The sequence below is a fragment of the Halorientalis sp. IM1011 genome, from assembly GCF_001989615.1.
Classification (GTDB): domain Archaea; phylum Halobacteriota; class Halobacteria; order Halobacteriales; family Haloarculaceae; genus Halorientalis.
Genome location: NZ_CP019067.1, coordinates 3241789 through 3262160, shown reverse-complemented (window position 1 = coordinate 3262160; position 20372 = coordinate 3241789). Strand labels below are relative to the sequence as shown.

At 67.9% G+C, this 20372-nt stretch carries 26 protein-coding genes; 13 read left to right on the top strand and 13 right to left on the bottom strand.

What is annotated here, in order from left to right:
- Positions 1-30: 30 nt before the first annotated feature.
- The 4 genes from BV210_RS16950 to BV210_RS16935 form a co-directional block, all read right to left on the bottom strand.
- The gene (locus BV210_RS16950) at positions 31-1173 is read right to left on the bottom strand and encodes an acyl-CoA dehydrogenase (RefSeq protein ID WP_077207799.1); all 1143 of its coding nucleotides are present in this window, start codon (positions 1171-1173) and stop codon (positions 31-33) included.
- 18 nt (positions 1174-1191) lie between these two features.
- Positions 1192-2124 carry an alpha/beta hydrolase gene (locus tag BV210_RS16945; protein ID WP_077207798.1) on the bottom strand — a complete coding sequence of 311 codons (933 nt, stop codon included), beginning with the start codon at positions 2122-2124 and terminating at the stop codon, positions 1192-1194.
- 68 nt (positions 2125-2192) lie between these two features.
- Positions 2193-3278, bottom strand: coding sequence for an ABC transporter ATP-binding protein (locus BV210_RS16940; protein ID WP_077207797.1), 1086 nt, complete (start codon positions 3276-3278; stop codon positions 2193-2195).
- Positions 3275-4252 carry an ABC transporter permease gene (locus tag BV210_RS16935; RefSeq protein ID WP_077207796.1) on the bottom strand — a complete coding sequence of 326 codons (978 nt, stop codon included), beginning with the start codon at positions 4250-4252 and terminating at the stop codon, positions 3275-3277. Before BV210_RS16935 ends, BV210_RS16940 begins: the two co-directional genes overlap by 4 nt.
- 119 nt (positions 4253-4371) lie before the next feature.
- On the opposite strand from BV210_RS16935, the gene BV210_RS16930 reads away from it, so the two are divergent.
- Genes BV210_RS16930 through BV210_RS16910 form a run of 5 tightly spaced genes read left to right on the top strand, consistent with a single transcriptional unit; the run spans position 4372 to position 8018 of the window.
- Positions 4372-5292, top strand: a complete 921-nt coding sequence (locus BV210_RS16930) for a substrate-binding domain-containing protein (protein ID WP_077208093.1) — start codon at positions 4372-4374, stop codon at positions 5290-5292.
- A gap of 26 nt (positions 5293-5318) precedes the next feature.
- On the top strand, positions 5319-6002 hold the full coding sequence (locus BV210_RS16925) for an ABC transporter permease (RefSeq protein WP_157526085.1): 684 nt from the start codon (positions 5319-5321) through the stop codon (positions 6000-6002).
- The gene (locus BV210_RS16920) at positions 5999-6766 is read left to right on the top strand and encodes a phosphate ABC transporter ATP-binding protein (protein ID WP_077207794.1); all 768 of its coding nucleotides are present in this window, start codon (positions 5999-6001) and stop codon (positions 6764-6766) included. Before BV210_RS16925 ends, BV210_RS16920 begins: the two co-directional genes overlap by 4 nt.
- A gap of 41 nt (positions 6767-6807) precedes the next feature.
- Positions 6808-7503: a TOBE domain-containing protein gene (locus BV210_RS16915; RefSeq protein ID WP_077207793.1), complete on the top strand. Its 696-nt coding sequence runs from the start codon at positions 6808-6810 to the stop codon at positions 7501-7503.
- A gap of 32 nt (positions 7504-7535) precedes the next feature.
- Positions 7536-8018: a hypothetical protein gene (locus BV210_RS16910; RefSeq protein WP_077207792.1), complete on the top strand. Its 483-nt coding sequence runs from the start codon at positions 7536-7538 to the stop codon at positions 8016-8018.
- Position 8019: 1 nt separating this feature from the next.
- Here BV210_RS16910 and BV210_RS16905 read toward each other — a convergent pair whose 3' ends face one another.
- The 4 genes from BV210_RS16905 to BV210_RS16890 all read right to left on the bottom strand — a co-directional run bounded on the left by BV210_RS16905 (position 8020) and on the right by BV210_RS16890 (position 10889).
- Positions 8020-8457: a Zn-ribbon domain-containing OB-fold protein gene (locus tag BV210_RS16905; RefSeq protein ID WP_077207791.1), complete on the bottom strand. Its 438-nt coding sequence runs from the start codon at positions 8455-8457 to the stop codon at positions 8020-8022.
- Positions 8454-9623 carry a 3-ketoacyl-CoA thiolase gene (locus tag BV210_RS16900; protein ID WP_077207790.1) on the bottom strand — a complete coding sequence of 390 codons (1170 nt, stop codon included), beginning with the start codon at positions 9621-9623 and terminating at the stop codon, positions 8454-8456. The genes BV210_RS16905 and BV210_RS16900 overlap by 4 nt, the downstream gene beginning before the upstream one ends.
- A gap of 136 nt (positions 9624-9759) precedes the next feature.
- On the bottom strand, positions 9760-9948 hold the full coding sequence (locus BV210_RS16895) for a hypothetical protein (protein WP_077207789.1): 189 nt from the start codon (positions 9946-9948) through the stop codon (positions 9760-9762).
- 77 nt (positions 9949-10025) lie between these two features.
- Entirely contained in the window at positions 10026-10889 is an 864-nt protein-coding gene (locus BV210_RS16890; protein WP_077207788.1) for a 3-hydroxyacyl-CoA dehydrogenase family protein, read from the bottom strand.
- 162 nt (positions 10890-11051) lie between these two features.
- Between BV210_RS16890 and BV210_RS16885 the strand changes: the two genes are divergently transcribed.
- Both BV210_RS16885 and BV210_RS16880 read left to right on the top strand, forming a co-directional pair.
- Positions 11052-11870, top strand: coding sequence for a class I fructose-bisphosphate aldolase (locus BV210_RS16885; protein WP_077207787.1), 819 nt, complete (start codon positions 11052-11054; stop codon positions 11868-11870).
- Complete coding sequence (locus BV210_RS16880; protein WP_077207786.1) at positions 11871-12734, top strand: class 1 fructose-bisphosphatase; 864 nt, start codon at positions 11871-11873, stop codon at positions 12732-12734.
- A 3-nt stretch (positions 12735-12737) separates the two neighbouring features.
- Here the strand turns inward: BV210_RS16880 and BV210_RS16875 are convergent, their stop codons facing one another.
- The 3 genes from BV210_RS16875 to BV210_RS16865 form a co-directional block, all read right to left on the bottom strand.
- Positions 12738-13727, bottom strand: coding sequence for an LEA type 2 family protein (locus BV210_RS16875; protein WP_077207785.1), 990 nt, complete (start codon positions 13725-13727; stop codon positions 12738-12740).
- Between the two features lie 188 nt (positions 13728-13915).
- Positions 13916-14482 (bottom strand): MaoC family dehydratase, encoded by a 567-nt coding sequence (locus tag BV210_RS16870; protein ID WP_077207784.1) that lies wholly within the window; start codon positions 14480-14482, stop codon positions 13916-13918.
- 79 nt (positions 14483-14561) lie between these two features.
- The gene (locus BV210_RS16865) at positions 14562-15032 is read right to left on the bottom strand and encodes a DUF3592 domain-containing protein (protein ID WP_077207783.1); all 471 of its coding nucleotides are present in this window, start codon (positions 15030-15032) and stop codon (positions 14562-14564) included.
- A 120-nt stretch (positions 15033-15152) separates the two neighbouring features.
- On the opposite strand from BV210_RS16865, the gene BV210_RS16860 reads away from it, so the two are divergent.
- Positions 15153-15575: a universal stress protein gene (locus BV210_RS16860; RefSeq protein ID WP_077207782.1), complete on the top strand. Its 423-nt coding sequence runs from the start codon at positions 15153-15155 to the stop codon at positions 15573-15575.
- A gap of 6 nt (positions 15576-15581) precedes the next feature.
- On the opposite strand, the gene BV210_RS16855 is transcribed toward BV210_RS16860, so the two are convergent.
- Together BV210_RS16855 and btuC are read right to left on the bottom strand one after the other, a co-directional pair.
- Complete coding sequence (locus BV210_RS16855) at positions 15582-16835, bottom strand: ATP-binding cassette domain-containing protein (RefSeq protein ID WP_077207781.1); 1254 nt, start codon at positions 16833-16835, stop codon at positions 15582-15584.
- Positions 16832-17932, bottom strand: coding sequence for a vitamin B12 ABC transporter permease BtuC (gene btuC, locus BV210_RS16850; RefSeq protein ID WP_077207780.1), 1101 nt, complete (start codon positions 17930-17932; stop codon positions 16832-16834). Before btuC ends, BV210_RS16855 begins: the two co-directional genes overlap by 4 nt.
- Positions 17933-17993: 61 nt before the next feature.
- On the opposite strand from btuC, the gene BV210_RS16845 reads away from it, so the two are divergent.
- From BV210_RS16845 to BV210_RS20655, 5 genes are all read left to right on the top strand, one after another.
- A complete protein-coding gene (locus tag BV210_RS16845) occupies positions 17994-19115 on the top strand; it encodes a PGF-CTERM-anchored ABC transporter substrate-binding protein (protein WP_077207779.1) in 1122 nt (373 codons plus the stop codon).
- A gap of 76 nt (positions 19116-19191) precedes the next feature.
- Positions 19192-19470 carry a signal recognition particle subunit SRP19 gene (gene srp19, locus BV210_RS16840; protein WP_077207778.1) on the top strand — a complete coding sequence of 93 codons (279 nt, stop codon included), beginning with the start codon at positions 19192-19194 and terminating at the stop codon, positions 19468-19470.
- A 2-nt stretch (positions 19471-19472) separates the two neighbouring features.
- Positions 19473-19700 carry an H/ACA ribonucleoprotein complex subunit GAR1 gene (locus tag BV210_RS16835; RefSeq protein WP_077207777.1) on the top strand — a complete coding sequence of 76 codons (228 nt, stop codon included), beginning with the start codon at positions 19473-19475 and terminating at the stop codon, positions 19698-19700.
- Between the two features lie 84 nt (positions 19701-19784).
- Positions 19785-20051, top strand: a complete 267-nt coding sequence (locus BV210_RS16830; RefSeq protein WP_077207776.1) for a hypothetical protein — start codon at positions 19785-19787, stop codon at positions 20049-20051.
- Positions 20052-20120: 69 nt separating this feature from the next.
- Positions 20121-20348 (top strand): hypothetical protein, encoded by a 228-nt coding sequence (locus tag BV210_RS20655; RefSeq protein WP_371340829.1) that lies wholly within the window; start codon positions 20121-20123, stop codon positions 20346-20348.
- Positions 20349-20372 lie beyond the last annotated feature (24 nt).

Sequence of the window (20372 nt, the reverse complement as noted above, 5' to 3'; positions counted from 1 at the left end):
AGACGTCGAAGTCGAGAAAGAGCGGAGGCGTTACTCCAGGAGCTGCTGACCGATGGTGTTGCGGAGGACTTCGCTGGTGCCCTCGTAGATCTCGTTGAGCTTGGCGTCGCGGTAGAACCGCTCCATCGGGAAGTCCTTCGTGTAGCCGTAGCCGCCGTGGATCTGGATGCCCTCGTTGGCGACCTCCCGACTGACCTCGGAGGCGTAGAGTTTGGCCTGTGCGGCCTCTTTGATGAAGTTCTCGCCGCGGATCTTCTTGTCAGCGGCGTCGTGCATGAGCAGACGCGCCGCGCGTGTCTTGGTGTCCATGTCGGCGAGTTTGTGCTGGATCGCCTGGAAGTCGCCGATTGGCTGGCCGAACTGCTCGCGGTCGCCGGCGTACTCGGCGGCCTCGTCGAGGGCGGCCTGCGCGATCCCGACCGAGCGCGCGGCGATGGTGATGCGCCCGCCGTTGAGCGTCTTCAGCGCGTGGACGAAGCCCGCGCCCTCCTCCTGCAGGAGGCGGTCCTCGGGGATCCGCATGTTATCGAAACGCAGTTCGGCGGTTGGACAGCCCTTGTCGCCGAGTTTCTCCTCCGTCCCTTCGACGATGAAGCCGTCGTCCTCCTCGGGGCGGACGACGAACGAGGAGATACCCTTGTTGCCGGCGTCGGGGTCGGTCTTGGCGAACAGCGTCACGGTGTCGGCGACCGAGCCGTTGGAGATCCAGAGCTTGTTGCCGTTGACGACGTACTCGTCGCCGTCCTTCTCGGCGGTCGTCTCCATGGCGGGCACGTCCGAGCCCGCGCCGGGTTCCGAGAGGGCGAACGCGCCGATGTCCTCGCCCTCGGCCAGCGGCGTCAGGTACTCCTCTTTCTGTTCTTCGTTCCCAAATTCGTACACCATGTTACCCGCCAGCGAGATGTGGGCGGCGACGATGGTCCCGAGACCGCCCGAGCCCCGCGCGATCTCTTCGAGGGCCATCGGGTAGGCGTGGTAGTCGAGTCCGGCTCCGCCGTACTCCTCGGGGAAGGGCATCCCCATCAGCCCGAGTTCGGCGAGTTCGTCGACCAGATCCCAGGGGAACTCGTCTTCCTTGTCGATCTCGGACGCGCGGGGGACGACTTCCTCGTCCACGAACTCCGAGACCATCTCCTTGATCTGGCGTTGCTCCTGGCTGAGACTGAAATCCATACGGAAACCGTGGGCCACTCAGTCCTTTACTTTTCCCATCTCCCCCCTCCCGAGCGTCCGGTCGAAGAAGGCCCGCTGGCGGGCGACGATCCGCTCGAACGCCTCGCCCGTGTAGGCATCGAAGTGCCCCATGTCGTAGCGCACCCGCTCCACGTCGTCCAGCCGGTCGACCAGCGTGTCGACGGTGCCAGAGGGGATGATCGAGTCCTCGCTGGCCTCGGCAACGAAGACCGGACAGTCCACGTCACTCGCCGCCGTCACGGGGCGGTAGAAACCGACAGTGGCGAGAATTCGGGCGGCACACTCGTTGTCCCAGTCTTCCTCCTCTTCCGGAGGGATCAGCGACTCGTACCCCGGTTTCGCGTCCGGCGTGTTCAGGACCCCGAACTCGTCCGGGTCGGCGACGATGGGCACGTAGTAGGGGTCCCGGAACGTGACGATCCGGCCGAGGTCGCGCGCGATCGCTTTCGTCGTCTCGGCGATATAGTTCAGGCCGCCCCGCCGGACGAGGTGGACGGCGTTGCGCAGGCCGTCGGAGAACGGGACCTGGGCGACGAGGGCGTCCACGTCGCCGTCCCGGGCCGCCGTTTCGACGACGTGGCCGCCGCTGAACGAGGTTCCCCAGAGTCCGACCCGGTCGCCGTCCACGCCGTCGAGGGCGCGAACGTGTTCGAGCGCGGCCAGATAGTCCTCGACGTGGGCCGGGCCGTCGATCACGTGGCGTGGCTCGCCGTCGCTGTCGCCGAACCCGCGGTAGTCGAACAGCAGAACGGCGTAGCCCGCCTCTGCGAACCGCTCGGCGAAGGCCGGCAGGCGGGCCACCCGTTCACCGCCGAAACCGTGGGCCATGACGATTGCGGGCAATTCCCCGCCAGCCTCGTCCGGTTCGTACAGCCACCCCGCACAGCGTGTCCCCTGACTCTCGAAGTCGGAATCCGTCCGCGTGACCATACCGCACCCTTCCGTCCGGGACAGTTAGTTCCGGTGACGGTCTTCGTCGGCTGTTTAAATACCATCGGTCACGCCTGACAGGCCGACACGCGATTCCGCGGGAACCGGAGGTTCACCTCGGATCCCGGCGCGGGCGGGTCGTCGCTATAGACCGCGATCGGTTCCGCGAGCCCCTCGACGGCGACCGTCACCCGACTCGTGGCGTCCTCCCGGGTTACGCGTTCGACGGTCCCCGAGAGGTCGGCGTCACGCGCGCCGATTTCCACGTCCTCGGGCCGGACGGCGAGGTGAGTCGCGTCGCCGTCCCTGAAGCGACCTTCGAAGGCAGGAAGCGCGTCGAGCGGGACGCAATTGCTCCCGGTGAACCGTGCAACGAGAGGCGATGCAGGGCGCTGGAACACGTCCTCCGGAGTGCCGGTCTGGACGACCTCGCCGTCGTTCATCACGACGATCCGGTCGGCCAGCGCCCGCGCCGTCGTCCGGTCGTGGGTCACGTAGATCGCCGTCATCGCCGCCAGCACGTCCTGCAGGTCGTCCCGGAGCGACTGCCGAGTGGGCACGTCCAGCGACGAGAGGGGTTCGTCCAGCAGGAGCGTCGAGGGGTCGACCGCGAGCGCCCGTGCGAGCGCGACCCGCTGGCGTTCCCCGCCCGAGAGCGTCGGCGGGTAGCGCTCGGCCAGATCCGCGACACCGAGGTCGTCGAGCAGGCGCAGTCCGAGCGGTTCGGGGGTCGGGCCAGTGTCTCCGCGGAGGCGTTGCCACAATTTCGAAGCGACCGAGCGCAGGCGACCGGGTACCGACCGAATTCGGTCGGCGAGCGTCGCGAGCCACCCGTCGTCGGTCCACTCGTATCGCGTCCCGAACCCCGCGTTGTCGAGGACGGTCATGTGCGGAAAGAGCGCGTAGTCCTGGAACACGAACCCGAAGTCCCGCCCCTCTGGAGGGCGATCCGAGAGCACCCGATCGCCGTCGGTGATCCGGCCGTCGTGGTCGTGAAATCCCGCAATCGTCTCAAGCAGGAGTGACTTGCCGCTGCCACTGGGTCCCAAGATCACGACCGTCTCGCCCCGCTGGACCTCGAAGTCAGCGGCGACGCGGAAGGGATCAGTCCCGTCGGCCGAGAACGTCGCTTCGAGGTCGACGGAGAGGGTCATGCGACACCCCGCGTCGTCGTCGCGTCGGCGGTCAGCCAGCGCACCAGCAGGAAGATGGCCGCGGAGACGCCCAGCAGGAGGGCCGCGACCGCGCCGCTCTCGTCGAGGCCGCCCCGCTGAAAGAGGTTCCAGACGAACACGGGCGCGTGCTGGGCGACCACGCGCTCGCCCGCTGGTGGGTAGAAGAACTCGACGCTGTAGGCGACGACGACGACCGCCCCGAACTCCGAGACCGAGCGCGCCCACGCGAGGACGCCGCCGGTGACCATCCCCCGAACCGCGAGCGGCCCGGTCACCCGTCGGAAGGCCTGCCATGGGCTCGCGCCGTGGATCCGGGCGGCGTACTCCAGCCGGTCGTCGACCGACTCGAAGGCCTCCCGGGCGGCGTTGACCGCGTAGGGCGCGCTGACGAACGTGAGCGCCAGCACCATCCCCGTGAGGGTGCCGAACACCGAGAGGTTGGGGAAGGCACCGCCCTCGCCGAATCCGGCGAGGACGACGATACCGGCGACGCTGTGGGGGACGACCAGCGGCAGGTCGACCAGACTCTCGACCAGCGACTGAACGGGGAAGCCCCGGGAGAGGTGGTAGGCGAGTGGGACGCCGAACGTAAGGCTCGCCACGGCGGCCAGAAGCGGCGCGTAGACGCCCAGATACAGCACACGGTGGACGGCCGGGTCGATTGCCGCCTCGATCACGAGATCCGGGGACTGCCGGGCGGCGAAGACGAGCAGCGGGAGACCGAGCGCGACCAGCAGGACGCTTCCGAGCGTCGCCATCGCGACGCCGAACGCTCCCCGGTGGGTCGCCGCACCCAGCCCAGCGGCGCTCAGGATCGCGAATATCGCGTAGAGGGTCGGTCGCCCCAGCGAGTACGCGACCGTGAACGCGACGGCCTGCACGGCGACGACGGCCAGGGCTATCGAACCCCGTCCGAGCGCGTCGAGGGGGAGCGACGACGATCGCGTCGACATCTACCTCGAACACCCGTAGCCATCGGTGGAGAGGTTTGCGTTCGGTGGCCGTGACCATACTGGACCGCCGGAACCGGACCACCGGAAGCTATAAACTGACGCTGTCCGTCGATATGTCCATGCCGATACAACGCAGAAAGTTTCTCGCGGTGGCCGGAAGCGGCGCTGTCGCGGGGCTGGCCGGCTGTTCACAGTTGCTGGGGAATGACGAATCGGGAGCGGGTGTTACCGGGGAGACACTCACGCTCACGACGACGACGAGCACGTACGACACGGGCCTGCTCGGGGAGCTAAACGCCCCGTTCGAGGAGATGTACGGCGTGAGCGTCGACTCAGTCGCGCAGGGGACGGGGCAGGCGCTCGAAACCGCTCGGAACGGTGACTCTGACGTAGTGATGGTCCACGCCCGCTCGCTCGAAGACGAGTTCATGCGCGAGGGGTACGGCGTCAACCGCCGTGACCTCATGTTCAACGACTTCGTCGTCGTCGGCCCGGAAAGCGATCCGGCCGGTATCCAGGGATCGGACTCCGCCACGGCGGCGTTCGAGGCCATCGCCGAGTCCCAGTCGCCCTTCGTCTCCCGCGGCGACAACTCGGGGACACACACGAAGGAACTCGCCATCTGGGAGCAGTCGTCGGCCGAACCCGGCGGGGACTGGTACCGCGAGACTGGATCGGGAATGGGGGAGGCGCTGAACGCCGCCAACGAGGAGGGCGCGTATACGCTCTCGGATCGGGGTACCTTCCTCTCGCGCGACGACGACCTCGTCATCCTCGTGCAGGGCCCCATCGAGGGCGGGCCGGAACTGCTGTCGAACCCCTACGGGATCATCGCGGTGAACCCGGCAGTCCACGGGAACGTCAACTACGACCTCGCGATGGCCTACATCGGCTACGTCACGAGCCCACAGGCACAGGATCTGATCGACGGCTACCGCGCGAACGGCGAACAGTTGTTCTTCCCGCGGGCGCTCTCGGAAGACCCCGACTTCCAGCAGTACGTCCCAGAGGGCTGGAGCAGCAACGCCACCAGCGACTGATCGTGCCCCTCGCCGCGTCCACCCCGATGCTGATCGACTTCCCGTTCTCGATGCGGTACGTCTGGAGCATCATCGACGTGTCGCTGTACGTGAGCGGTATCGCCGTCGTCATCAGCACCGCCGTGAGCCTCCCGATCGCGCTCACCCTCGGGTTCACCGACTTCCGGGGCAAGCAGTTCCTCCAGTCGATCATCAACACGGGGATGGGATTCCCCAGCGTCGTCGTGGGGCTGCTGGTCCTGTTCACCGTCTCGAACCAGGGCCCGCTGGGCGACCTGGGGCTGGTGTTCACGCGGGAGGCGATGATCATCTCCCAGTTCGTGCTGGCGACACCGGCGATTACAGCCATCAGCCTCGCGGCGGTCGCGGGCGTCGAGGAGAACGTCCGCGACGCCGCCCACGCCCTCGGGGGGACCCGGCTGGACGTGGCGCTGGTGACGATCCGGGAGGCCCGCTACGGCATCGCGACGGCCATCCTCGCGGGCTTCGGCCGCGCGATCAGCGAAGTCGGATCGGTGCTGATCGTCGGCGGGAACATAGCAAGCGCCGACGGGGTCTCGAAGACGCGCACCATGACGACGGCGATCCAGCTGGAAGCCCGTCAGGGCCAGTACGAGACGGCGATGGTGCTGGGCGCGATCCTCGTCGGTATCGTCCTCGTCATCAACGCGTTGGTCGTCAGACTGGGCGACGACGGGGTGATGCGATGACGCTCGACCTCGTCGACGTGAGCTTCGCCTACGACGACGAGCCGGTGCTGGAAGACCTGTCGCTGTCGGTCGACTCCGGCGAGGTCGTGGCTGTCATCGGCCCCTCTGGCGTCGGAAAGTCGACGCTACTGGAACTGCTCGCACTTTCGCTGGAACCCGACGCCGGCACCGTTTCCTTCGACGGCACCGACGCGTGGACCTGTAGCGAGGACGAGCGGCTCGCGCTGCGCCGGCGGATCGGGATGGTGTTTCAGGAAGCCAGCCTGTTCGACGCGACGGTCGGGCGAAACGTCGCCTACGGACTCAGAGTGCGCCGCTCCTGGCGCGATCGGCTCCGCGAGTCGCTCCACAGACTCGTCAGTTCGAACGGGACGCCGGACGCGGTCGAGCGGACGCTCGATCTGGTGGGACTGGCCGAGAAGGTCGAGCAGGACGCCGGGTCGCTCTCGGGCGGCGAGGCCCAACGCGTGTCGTTCGCGCGGGCGCTGGCCTACGATCCCGACGTGCTCCTGCTCGACGAGCCCACGTCGGACCTCGACCCGCGAAACACGGCGGTCATCGAGGACGCCGTGCGGGCGGCCCGGAACCGCGGGATCGGCGTCGTCGTCGCGACCCACGATATGCATCAGGCCGAACGGATCGCCGACCGCGTCGCCGTCCTGCTCGACCGCAGCGTCACCGAGGTCGGTTCGACCGGCACCGTCTTCGAGAACCCGAGCGACGAGCGGACGGCGAAGTTCATCGACGGGGAACTGGTGTACTAGTCCCCGGTACATCTTTACTCCGGATGCACGAACGACCGGCCATGGAGGTCTCCGCGGACTTCGACGTGCAACTCGGTCGCGGCGAGGTGTCGCTGACCCTCCGGGACCGGGAACTGCTTTCGAGCATCGCCGCGGAGGGGTCGCTGAACGGAGCCGCCGAGTCGCTCGGCCGATCCTACGCCCACGCACAGCGGCGGGTCGTCGAACTTGAGGACGCGTTCGGTCCGCTGGTCGAACGCAGTCGCGGCGGCGGCGACGGCGGTGGGAGCGAACTCACGGACCGTGCCAGGGAGTTGCTCGCGACGTTCGACCGCCTCCGCGCGGAGTTCGCGGGCGTCGCCGAAGCCGACGAGACCGTCCTCACCGGCCGGGTCGTCGAGCGCGACGGGGAACTCGCGACCGTCGAGACCGAGGTGGGTCGGGTACGGGCCGTGACGCCCCCGGACTGTACCGCGGTCGCCGTCACGATCCGGGCCGACGCGGTGACGCTGAACCGGCCGTCCGAGGCCCCCGAACCCGGCGGGACGAGCGCCCGAAATCGGTTCGAGGGCGAGGTCGTCGACGTCGAGCGGGGTGAGACGCTGGCGCGGGTGACGGTCGCGGTCGATCCGGACGTTGACCTGACAGCACTCGTGACCGTCGAGAGCGTCGAGCGCCTGGGACTGGAGCCCGGGGCCGGGGTCGTCGCGACGTTCAAGGCGACGGCGACCCGCGCCGTCGCGCGAGCGGAGTCTTAACGCTTACCCCGCGGGCCCGCCTCGGCCCGTGTATGCCGACGGTTTCTGAACTCTCGGACGTACTCGACTGGGAAGCGGTCACGGTGTTGCGCGCCATCGACGACCACGAAGGGGCCGGCGTCCACTGGCTGACCGAGACGACCGGCTTCGACCGCGACCGGGTCGCGAACCGCTGTCAGCAACTCTCGACGCTGGGGCTCGTCACCGAGACCGAGACCGACGACGAGACCGTCCACGAGCTAACCGGCTCCGGACACGCCGCCGTCGGGAACGGGCTCTACGACGAGTACGATTTCGTCGGCGAGGCCGACATCGACGAACTCGCCGAGAAGGTGGCGGAACTGCTGAACCGCCGAGACGAACTCCGGGCGGAGGTCGATCAGTTGGCCGACGACGCGGCGGACCTCAGAACCCGGGCCGAACGCCAGTTCGGCGACCGCGAGGACGTGCGGGCGGAGTTCGAGTCGCTGATGGACGACGTGGAGACGCTCGCGGAGCAACTGGACGGCGAGTGAGTTACCGCGGCTCGAAGACGTGGACCGGCCACTCGAGCTCGTAGTCCAGCGCGAGGGATCGCTCGGCCTCGCTGGGCTCCCGGACCTCCAACTCGACCGGATCGCCGATCTCGACGTCGGCGTAGTCGACACCCAGTCGCCCGGTCAACCGACCACCCGAGGCGAGTTCGACGACCGCGATCGTGTACGGCGCGTCAGCCTCCAGTGCGGGCGGCGGTGTCTGGACCTCGGTGTACGAGTAGACCCGTCCCTCACGCGGCTGTTCCTCGACCGCCACATCGCGGCTGCCGCAGTTGTAGCAGGCCGGTCGGGGTGGCAACAACACCTGACCGCAGTCGTCGCAGACGCCGCCGAGGAGGTCCCCCTCGGCCAGCGCGTCGAAAAAGCCCGGGAGCGTCAGCGGACTGTCGGCATCGAGGCTCCGCTCGGGATCGCTCATCGGGCCACCTCCGCGGTCAGCACGTGGGCAACCGTGACCGCGTCGGCGACGCCGCCCTCGTTGAGCAAGAGTGCGGTGTCTGCTCCCTCGACCGCCCGTTCGCCGGCCGTCCCCGTCAACTGCTCGTAGGCCTCGATGGCTTGCAGGAGGCCGGTCGCGCCGATTGGGTGGCCGCGGGCCTTCAGCCCGCCGCTCGTACTCAACTGCACGTCGGTCCAGCCGTCGGCGCGGTCCTCGCTGGGGAGGTAGCTCTGGAACCCCTTCCCTCGCGGCGCGAACCCGGCGGCCTCCGAAAGCAGCGCCTCGCTGACTGTGAACGCGTCGTGGACCTCGGCGATGTCGACGTCCGCCGCGTCGATCCCCGCCTCCTCGTAGGCCGTCTGGGCGGCTACCTCGGCCCCCTCGATCTCGGTCATGTTCCGCTCGGCGACCGCGATGTTGTTGGCCGCAGCCCCCGAACCCGGCACCGCGACGAACGGAACATCGAGATCGCGGGCTCGCTCGGCTGTCGTGACGAGGACGGCGGCCGCGCCGTCGCCGACCGGTGCGCAGTCGTACAGTTTCAGCGGTGGCGCAACCGGCGAGGAGTCGAGTACCGTCTCGACGTCGATCTCCTTGGGGAACTGCGCCCGTGGGTTCGCGGCGGCGTTGTGGTGGTTCTTGACGGCGATTTCGGCCAGATCGCGCTCGGTGGCGTTGGTCTCGTGGAGATATCGCTGGGCCAGCAGCGCGTACTGGCTGGGCGCGGTCACGCCCGAGCGCTGTTCGAGCGCGCGGTCGAACGCGGCCGACAGCGCGTCCGTCGCGCCGCCCGTCCCGCCGGCCGTCATCTTCTCGACGCCGCAGGCCAGCACGCCCTCGTGTTCGCCGTTGCGGACGTCCTTGACCGCGTGACGCAACGCCAGCGCGCCGGCGGCGGCACAGCCCTCGACGCGCTCGGCCGGAACCATCCGCAGGCCCGCCCACTCGGCCATGAGCGTCCCGTGCATGATCTGGTGTTCGTAGCTCTCGGACTGGTTGCCCACGTAGACCGCCTCCGCGAGGTCGGCCGGGTCCGGGAGGTCCCGGAACGCTTCCTCGACGGCGACAGAGAACAGGTCCCGTCCCGGGAGATCGGTGCGACCGATCGGTGATGCCCCGACCGCCGCGATGACTGGGGTTGGCATGGTCTGACACCCCTTGGCCCGGACCCGGGAAATAGCTTCGGCCGTCGAACCGTATCGGTCAGACTGACCGACAGGAATCCGACAAGTTGCCATCGGTGGCCGACGTGAATCGCGCGGAAGAAGTTCGAGAGACGTGTTAGAAGCCGACCTGCGTGTCCTCTCCTCGCCGTTCGTTGCGAATCATGTACGCTGCGTGCAGGAGCGCCGACGCACCGAGCAGGCCGACGATGGCTCCGACCAGCGGGCGGTCGATGTAGAGGACGGACGCGAGACAGACGAGGCCGACCAGCGCGATGTGACCCGCGCCCCAGTAGGTGAGCGACATACCGGATGTTCGAGTCAACCAGTCAAGAGCTTTGGGCCGCCACGTGAACACTCGGACTCGAACCGGTTCGCGGCGACTTACTCCCCGTACTCGTAGAACCCCTTGCCGGACTTCTTCCCGAGGTCGCCGGCCTCGACCTTCCGCTTGAGTAGGTAGGGGGGCTGGTAGCGGTCGCCGAGTTCCTCGTGGAGCGTCTCCATCGCGTCCAGACAGATGTCGAGCCCGATGTGGTCGGCGAGTTCGAGCGGTCCCATCGGGACGTTCGTGCCGAGTTTCATGCCCCTGTCCATGTCGGCCTTGGAGGCGACGCCCTCGTCGAAGGCCCGGATGCCCTCGGCGATCCAGGGCATCAGGACGCGGTTCGTGACGAAGCCGGGCTTGTCGTCGGACTCCCAGGTGGTCTTACCCACGTCCTCCGCGAGGTCGTGGGCCAGCTGGACGGTCTCCTCGGCCGTTCGCTCCCCGACGACGACCTCGACGCCCTCCATCAGGGGGACGGGGTTCATGAAGTGCAGGCCGACGATCCGGTCGGCACGCTCGGTCGCGCTCGCGATGGACGTAATCGAGAGCGTGCTGGTGTTCGTGGCGAGGACCACGTCCTCGGGAACCGTCTCGTCCAGATCCGCGAACACGTCCCGTTTGACGTCCATGTTCTCGACGATGGCCTCGACGACGAAATCGCAGTCGGCGAGGTCCGCGAGGTCGGTCGTGCCGGTGACCCGCTCGCGGGCGGCGGTGGCCTCCTCGCTCGAGAATTTGTCCTTCTCCTCGAACCGCGAGAGGCTGGACTCGATGCCCTGGAGTCCCTCCTCTACGAGTTCTTCCTCCACGTCGCGCATCACCACGTCGTAGCCGCTGGTAGCCGCTGCCTGTGCGATGCCGTGGCCCATCGTTCCCGCGCCGACGACGCCCCATGTCTCGATCTCGTCGAGTCCACGCATGACCCTCACTGCGTCGCCGGCGTGGGTAAGTGTAGCGTCGCCGGTAACCGATGTGACTGGTCCAATCTCAGAGAGGTCTGCCGATTCACTCGGATAGGAGTGAACCTGGCCGCGGGCGTCTCCAACAAGTTAATTAGCGAACGTGGGGCAGGAATAGGTGAGATGATTCCTATCGACGACAGCCCCCTGACCCGGGACGGGAAGGTGCTGATCCTGGCGTACGACCACGGCCTGGAGCACGGCCCGGTCGACTTCGAGGACGTACCGGAGAGCGCGGACCCCGCCCACGTCTTCGACGTGGCAACCCACGACGCCGTGACTTCGCTTGCGGTCCAGAAGGGCGTCGCTGAAGCGTACTATCCCTCCTACGAGGACGACGTGGACCTGCTGGCCAAACTCAACGGCACGTCGAACCTCTGGCGCGGCGAGCCCAACTCGGCCGTCAACTGGTCGGTCGACTACGCCCACGAGATCGGTGCCGACTCGATCGGATTCACCGTCTACGGCGGTTCGAACCACGAGATCGAGATGGTCGAGGAGTTCCGCGACGCCCAGGAGCGGGCCCACCAGGAGTACGACATGCCGGTCGTCATGTGGTCCTACCCACGCGGCCAGGGCCTCCGGAACGCCAAGACCCCCGAGAGCATCGCGTACTCGGCCCGGCTCGGCCTCGAACTCGGCGCGGACGTGGCCAAGGTCAAATACCCCGGCAGTCAGGACGCGATGGAGGAAACAGTCCGGATGGCCGGCAAGACGAAGGTCGTCATGTCCGGTGGCTCGAAGCGCTCCGACGAGGAGTTCCTCTCGAACGTCAAGAGCGTGATCGACGCGGGTGGCGCCGGTCTCGCCGTGGGTCGGAACGTCTTCCAGCGGGAGAACCCCGAGCGCATCCTCGACGCGCTGGAGAAGGTGATCTTCGAGGAGTCCTCAGTCGAGGAGGCCCTGGCCGCCGCCGAGGGCGCGGCCCCCGAAGCCGAATAGATGAGCGACCCGGTTTCGGAGATCGTCGACACAGTGGCCGAGACGGCCCCGGAGATTCGGTCGAGCCTGCCCGGTCGCCGGGAGTACGAGACCAGCGAGAACCCCTCCGGCGAACAGATGCTCGCGGCCGACCGGCACGCCGACGAGATGCTCGAAGAGCGCCTGCTCGCCATCGACGGCGTCGCAAGCTACGCCAGCGAGGAACGCGAGGGGGTCGTCGGGAGTGACGGGTCCGAGGGTGACCTCCACGTCGCCTGTGACCCGCTCGACGGCTCCTCGAACCTGAAGTCCAACAACGTGATGGGGACGATCGTCGCGGTGTACGACGAACCGCTGCCGGCCCCCGGGAGTGCGCTCGTCGGCGCGGGCTACGTCCTCTACGGCCCGATCACGACGCTCGTGTGGGCCCGCGACGAAACGGTGACCGAGTCCGTGATCGTCGAGGACGACGGCGATGTCGAACGCCGCGTCGTCGACGAGGACGTGACGATCCCGACCGATCCCGTCGTCTACGGGTTCGGCGGTCGCGTCCCGGACTGGCCGGCGGACTTCGAGGCGTTCGTCCGCGAGATCGAGGACGAACTGAAACTCCGCTACGGCGGTGCGATGATCGGCGACGTGAGTCAGGTCATGGAGTACGGCGGCATCTTCGCGTATCCTGCCCTCGAATCGGCCGAGAACGGCAAACTCCGCCTGCAGTTCGAGGGCAACCCTATCGGCTACGTCGTCGAGTGCGCCGGCGGGCGGTCCTCGGACGGCGAGCGATCCCTGCTTTCGGTCGAGCCCGACGAACTCCACCAGCGCGTGCCGGTCCACGTCGGCAACACCGAGTTGATCGAGCGACTGGAAGCCGCGCTGGAGTGACCATCAGACCGCGCCGAACGTTCCCTCGTCCGCGAAGAAATCCGTCTCGACGGTTCGATTGATCGGCGCTGGAGTGACCGTCCTCGTGCCGCGACCGTACCGGGAGAGGTCGACCCGTACCCTTGGATCGATCCGGACTCGCGTCGTCTGATTTCGTTCGAGGTGGGTGGGCCACCACGCGTCGAGTTTGCCGTTGTCCACGACGACCCGGACGGTCAGGTTGGCGGTCGACCCCGCGGGAATCGTGGTGGCGTCGACCGTCGACCCGTTCGCGATCGCGACGTCGTTCATCGCCACGTCGAAGCCGACGGACTGTAGGGGGATCTCGAACGCCGTCGGATTGGAGAGGGTGGCGTTCACCGCGACGACCGTGCGATTCTGTGAGACCGACGCCCATCGCGCCCGGGTCCGCTCGACGTACAGGACCGGTCCCGAGACCAGCGCGGTGTCGGCTTCGACGGGGATCCGACGATCGGTCTCGACGGCGGCGAGCGCGTCGGTTCGAACCGTTCTGGTGAGGACCGTACGGGAGTACAGGGTGTCGAACGTGGCCGAGGTGACGCTTGCGACGACTGTCAAGTTGGTCCGCTCGCCCCGCTCTACGTGCCGCATCCACCAGTCGGTGAACCGGTCGTTCCGGAGGTCCGTCCCGATCTCGACCGTGGAGTTGCCTACGGGGAGCGACACCGCCTCCCGCGATCCCCACCCCATCCGGACGCCGTTCGCGAAGACGGTGTGGCGCAGGTCGACCGAATCGACCGCGACGGTGACGGGGTTGGGGTTGCGGACGGTCACGCCCGAGTCGACGACCGTGATCGACTCGGTGACGCCGGCGAACTCGTTGTCGACCGCCGTGACCTCGGGGACACCGAGCAGATCGGTCGTGAACCCTGCCACGACGACGGACACCCCGATCACGAGCAGGACCGCGACAACGAGCAGTACCGTGCCAGCCGTCCCGAGACCGGTGCCGTCCCGGTCGGTGTCGAACATACGTCCCGTTCACCCTCGCCGAGTAACCGCCCTTCGTCCTTTCACGCTCCGGGACGGTCTAGGCCCGGCTTACGGGAATCTGGCGACGCCGCTCCCCTAAGCCGGGACCAGCCCGCTCTCGATCCACTAACCAGTCGGTTTCAGGAGTCAGTTGATCGGCACGTCGCCGTCGAGCCGTGGCGGTCCCGTCACTCCAGATCCTCCGGTTGCGTGCCGACGCCCTCGGGCCAGCCCGTCGGCTGTGCAGCGGAGGGCTCGGCGGCCTCGCGTTTCAGGACCATCGGCGTCCGCTCCAGCGAGAGGACGAGTTCGTCGTCCTGGTTGTAGGCTCTGAGTTCGGTCGTGACGATGCCGACGTGGTCCCGCGATTCGGAGTCGCGCTTCTCGATGACTTCGCTCTCGGCGAACAGCGTGTCGCCGTGGAAGACGGGGGCGTGGTGTCGGATGTCGTCGTAGCCCAGATTGGCCGTGGCGTTGGCCGACACGTCGGCGACGCTCATGCCCACGGCCAGCGCGATGACGAAGGTGCCGTCGACGAGGCGCTCGCCGAACTCCGTCTCGGCGGCGTAGGCCTCGTTGAAGTGCATCGGGTTCGTGTTCATCGTCAGGTTGGTGAACCAGACGTTGTCGGTCTCCGTGACGGTCCGACCGTAGGGGTGTTTGTACACGTCGCCGACCGTGAAATCCTCGTAGAACCGGCCCTGCCACCCCTCGACGAGGCGACGGTCGGCGTCCGCTGGGTCTTCGGCCGTCATAGCCACTGGCTCGCACGCCGTGATTGTGTCAGTGTCGGTCGTGCCGCAGGATGCACGCTGTGCTCCTGCGGACCGCTGCTCAGAGATTTCGGACCGAGTACAGCCCACCCAGCGACAGCAGGACGCCGATACCGATCACGATGAAGGGCTTGTTACTGCGCTCGCGTAGGAGGAAGGCGCTCCCGGGCCTGTCCGGCGGCACGTAGGCAGTCACCGTGTCGCCCTGTTCGTATCCGTCTAGCTGTTCCCGAGCGGTCTCCTTGGTCCCGAATTCCCGGGTCAGCGGGCCGGGATACACGTTCGATGCGTTGTAGGACTGGCCCTCGTAGGTATACTCGAACGTCGCACTCGGCGTGTACTCGACGCCGCGACGCTGGCTGACCTCTTCGACGCCGGTCGACGTGACGGTCGCGTTCACCTCGACCGCGGAGTCCACCGCCGAGGTCTGTGTGACGTAGCTGTACCCTCCATATCCGACGATCGCGAGGCCGCCGACCAACAGGAGGACGACCCCGATGGTGCTCGACGGGCCGTTGATCTCGAATCCCATACCGGGCCCACCGCCGTGGGGAAGGTATAAGGCGGGGCGGAGTTTCTCACCGTGAAACTGTCCCTGGCGACCCAGCGCGAGACCGAAAGGCGTGTGTACGCCGCGGGGTGACGATCACGTATGTACGACGACATTCTGGTCCCGACCGACGGCGGCGAGGGGTTCGACGCCGTCCTCGACCGCACGACCGACATCGCACCCGACGACGCCACCGTCCACGTCCTCTTCGTCGTCGACGACCGGGCGTTCCTGACGCTCGACGACGAGATGAAGGCCGACGTGCTGGAAGATCTGCAATCGAAAGGGGCCGACGCCGTCGGGACCGTCGCGGACGAACTCGAAGCCGCGGGACTGGACACGGTCACCGCCATCCGCCGCGGAACGCCCGCCGAGGAGATCGTCGCCTACGCCGATGCGGAGGGCGTCGACGTGGTGACGATGGGTACGCAGGGCGACGACTACACCCAGAACATCCTCGGGAGCACCGCAGAGAAGGTCGTCGCCGACGCGTCGATGCCGGTGCTGACCGTCGATCTCTCCTGACCGTCGTTAATCGTCCGCGGGGAGTTCCCGTTCGCGCTCCAGCGTCGCGACAGCGCCGACGACGCCGGAAACTGTCGTGACCGTCGCCGATCGCTCCGTTCGTCCGTCGGGCCGGTCGCGACCCCCCGTATCGGATTCAACGTCCTCCTCGCCCACCTCCGCGTCACCACCGCCCGTGACGGTGACGACTGGAGACTGGCCATCGAGCAGGGACGCGATACCGTCGGCCGCTGGGGGATCGGCCGCGACGGTCACGTCGGCAGCGTCGCGGAGCGCAGTCGCCCGCTGGCGGCTCTCACCGTCCGGAGAGGCGAAGGGAGAAACGGTCACTGTCTCCACGTCCCGAGCGCGGGCCGTCTCGACGGCGAAGTCGCCATCGGGGAGCGGGCCGACGGTGACGGTCGCGCCGGCGTCGTGGAGACGGGCGATCACGCGTGCGGCGACCCGGCCGCTCCCGACGACGTGGACGGTCAGGTCTCGGTCCCGGCGGTCCCCGAAGGCCGTCACCGACGGGGTGCCCGTAGTGGGATGGGTCGCGACGGCAGCGTCGGCGTCGAAGGCCGATCCGATGGGATCGGCGTCGAGGACGACGGCGGGCGGGCCGTTCGCCAGCACGCGGCCGTCCGCGAGCAGGACGAGGCGGTCGCAAAAGCGTGCCGCGAGGTCGAGGTCGTGGATCGCCGCTAGCGCGGCCTTGCCGGAGGCGGCGAGTTCCGACACCAGCGACAGCGTCTCGACCTGGTGGTTCACGTCGAGGCTGGCGGTCGGTTCGTCGAGCAGGAGTGCGGGTGTGTCCTGTGCGAGCGCGCGTGCGAGCAGGACGCGCTGGCGCTCGCCACCGCTGACCTCGTCGACGGGACGCTCGGCGAACTGGGCAGTCGCGGTCCGTTCGAGGGCACGCCGGACCGCCCGGCGGTCGGCCTCACTGTCGGACCGGCCGAAGCGGGTGTGGTAGGGCGTGCGCCCCATCGCGACGATGTCCTCGACGGAGAAGTCGAAGCCGACGTGGGTGTCCTGCGGGACGGTCGCGACCAGCCGGCCGAGTTCCCGGGCCGAGCACCCGGTGATCGCGCAGTCGTCGATCCGGACGCCCCCCGACTCGGGATCGAGGACGCCGTTGATCGCCTGCAGGAGCGTCGTCTTGCCCGCACCGTTGGGACCGACGAGCGCGACGAATTCCCCCTCCTCGACGGTGATCGACACGTCCTCGAAGACGGTGACGCCGCCGCGAGCGACGGTGAGATCGGAGACGTCGATCACAGCGCGTGCACCTCCCGGGAGCGAAGCAGGTAGAGGAAGAAGGGCGCGCCCAGCGCGGCGGTGACGATACCGACCGGGACCTCCGCTGGACCGGCGCGGGCGAACGTGTCGGCGGCGACGAGGAACGCCGCGCCGGCCAGCGCGCTCGTCGGGAGCAGGATGCGGTGGTCCGGGCCGACGAGGAGGCGCATGACGTGGGGGACGATCAGGCCGACGAAGCCGATGACGCCAGCGACGGCCACCGCAGCGGCCGTGATGACGCTCGACACCGCGAGCAGGATTCGCTTGGTGCGCTCGACCTCGATTCCGAGCGTGTGGGCGTCGACCTCTCCGAGCAGGAGGACGTTCAGATCCCGGGCGTAGGCGTAGAGGACGGCGAACGCGAGCAGGGAGAGCGGCAGGGTCACCTCGACCTCGGCCCACGAGGAACCCGAGAGTTGCCCCATCAGCCAGTAGACGGCTTCCCGGAGGCTCTGACCGGCCTGCAACAGCATGTAGGAGACGGCCGCGCCGAGCAGCGTCTGGACGGCGACACCTGCCAGAAGCAGGGTGGCCACCGGCGTCCGACCGCCCTCACTGGCGATGGCGTAGACGCCGAAGGCGGCCGCGAGGGCTCCGGCGAAGGCCGCGGTCTGGAGGCCGAAGGGGATCGCGAGCGGGAAGGCGATGGTCGCGACGGCACCGACGGCCGCGCCGGAGGAGACGCCAATGATCGACGGGTCGGCCATCGGATTGCGGAAGAAGCCCTGCATGACCGCGCCGGCAGAGGACAGCGAGAAGCCGACGACGGCCGCCAGTGCGATCCGGGGGAGTCGAACCCGACGGACGATGGTTTCGGCCGTCGCGGGGACCGATAACGAGAACGGGTAGTAGTAGGACACGTCCGGTACCGGCACGGGGACCGACGCGCCGAACGCGCTGGCGGACTCGACAGCTATCGAGACGCCAATGGGGACGGCGACGGCGTTGAGCGTGGCCTTCGCGACGGTGACGGCGTCGATGGCGACCGGGCCGACGGTCGCGCTCCCGAGGATCACCGCCGCGAGGAGGACGGACAGGCCGGCCGACCACCAGACGGTCCGGACGCCCGTGTGCATAGTATCCAACCTGGATTGGAGTAGGCAAATACTTATTGGATACCGACCGAGCCCCACGCAGATGAACACGCGAACTATCGTTCTCGTGGTGGTCGTGCTGGTCGCCGGCGGGCTCGCGGCGACCGGCGCGGCGGCTGGCGGATCGGCATCGGGCGGGGACGCGACGAGCGTCGATTCAGCGGCCGACGCGTCCGCCGTTTCGGCGGCATCGGTTGCACAACAGCGTTGCTCCGGCGAGGTGACGATGACCGACGTGACCGGGACGGAGGTCACGGTCGACCGGTCCGAGGACACGGATATCGTCGCGCTTCAGCCCAGCGACGCGCAGATCCTCTGGGAGATCGGCGCACAGGATCGGGTCGTCGGAATGCCTGTAAACCAGTACACGTCGTACCTGGACGGCCGGTCGGGCAAAACCGACGTGAGCGGCGAGGGGACCGTCGAGAAAGTCGTCGGGACCAACCCCGACCTCGTGCTCGCGGCGAACGTCACCGATCCCGAGACGGTCGAGGCGCTCCGGCGGGCTGACGTGACAGTGTATCACTTCGCCGGCGTGAAATCCCTCGACGAGATCGCACGGAACATCGAGACGGTCGGCCGACTGGTCGGCTCCTGTGAGTCGGCACGCGAGGAAGCCGACGAGTTCCGGCTCACGGTCGAGCGCGCCCGACAGGCCCACGCGAACGCGACGGATCGACCGTCGGTGCTGTACACCTTCTTCGGCTTCACGACCGGTACGGGAACCCACATTCACGACGTGATCGAGACCGCCGGCGGGGAGAACGTCGCCGCCGAGGCCGGGCTGGAGGGGTACAAGGAACTCAGCGCCGAGGAGGTGATCGACCGGAACCCCGAGTGGATCGTCTACCCCGACGATTACGAACTCTCGGCCGACGCGTCGTACAACGAGACGACCGCGTTCGAGCGCAACCAGACCATCGCCCTCGATTACAGCTACATCAACCAGCCCGGTCCGCGGGTCGCGATTCCGCTGACTCAGCTCGCCAAGACCTGGCATCCCGAGGGGCTGGCCGAGGCCAACCGGACGGTGAACGAGACCGGCGTGGAGACGCCGAACCGGACGGCGGCCGGCACGACCTCGGCGAACGGCCCGGGCTTCGGCGCAGCTGTCGCCGTGCTAGCAGTGATCGCAGCGGCGCTCCTCGCGATACGGCGGGACTGACGCGGCGGGCGAACTGGGCCGCCTACGCCGACCCTGGACGGAAAAGTCCTTACCGACGGCCCGGCGAGGATCGGGTATGGTGGAGAACGTCATCTGGCCCGCCGCTCTCGACGCGGAGTTGACCCGCGCCGAGGGCCGACGGGTCAATCTGGAGCAGGCGGTCCCGGAGCCGACCGTCGACGAGATCGCACAGGCGGTCCAACAGGTCGGCTACGACGCCGTGATCGAGCGGGACAAACAGTACTCCCGGGAGTTCGAACCGCGCGGGCGCGTCCTCGTCAAGGACGCCGACGACGCGAGCAAGAGCGACCTGCTGGGCGCGGTCGCGGCCTACCTCGACGTGATCCGCTCGTGAGCATGCAACGCGTCGGCGAGGTCGTCCGAACCGCGCAGGGACTCGCCGTCGTCCGCTCGCCCGACGACGGCCACCCCGACTTCGGGACGACCGTCGTCGACGAGAATCTGGACGAGATCGGCCGCGTCGTGGACGTCTTCGGTCCCGTCGACCAGCCCTACGTGGCCGTCTCGGCGGACGAGGGGGTGCGACTGCCGACGCTACTTGGGACGGCGCTGTACGCGCGGTGAGTTCCGTTTGGGGCAAAGAGACGGGAAATATACGTCAATTGCGGGAATACTTTTGCTTCTTTCCGTACAACGGGTGAATACGCAATGTCGAAGTCGACAGACGAGCGGGGGCGGATCTATCTGCCGAAGGACGTACGCGAGCGGTTCGGTGAGCAGTATCGTATCGTCGAACTCCCGAGCCACGTCGCGCTCTTCCCCGTCGACGAGGATCCGCTGGATGGCCTCCGAGCGGCCGTCGGCGATGCCTTCGCTGAGACGGAGGCCGACGAGCTGAAAGGACAAGCGCGAGAAGCTATGTCCCGAGAGGCGGATGCGGAAGCGGGGGACCAGTCACACGACGGCGAGGAGTGAGCAGTGTACGTCGAAACCGACTTCCTCATCGCGCTGGTGAAAGACGACGACTGATTACGGGACGCCGCAATCCGGGCCCTTGACGAGCGCGACGACGTTCATACATCGATACCCGTGTACGCCGAAGTGCTGGTGTTGTTCTACGACCGCGAGGCCGGCGAGTACGGTCTCACGCCGTTCGACGCACTCCACGCCGGCCTCGTCACGACCGGCGACGGACGTGTCCTCTCGACCGAGCAAGACTACGACACCGTCGGCCTCGACCGTACACCGCTGGAACCCGACTCGTCGGGGTGAGGATCCAGGTTCGACAACGCCTTC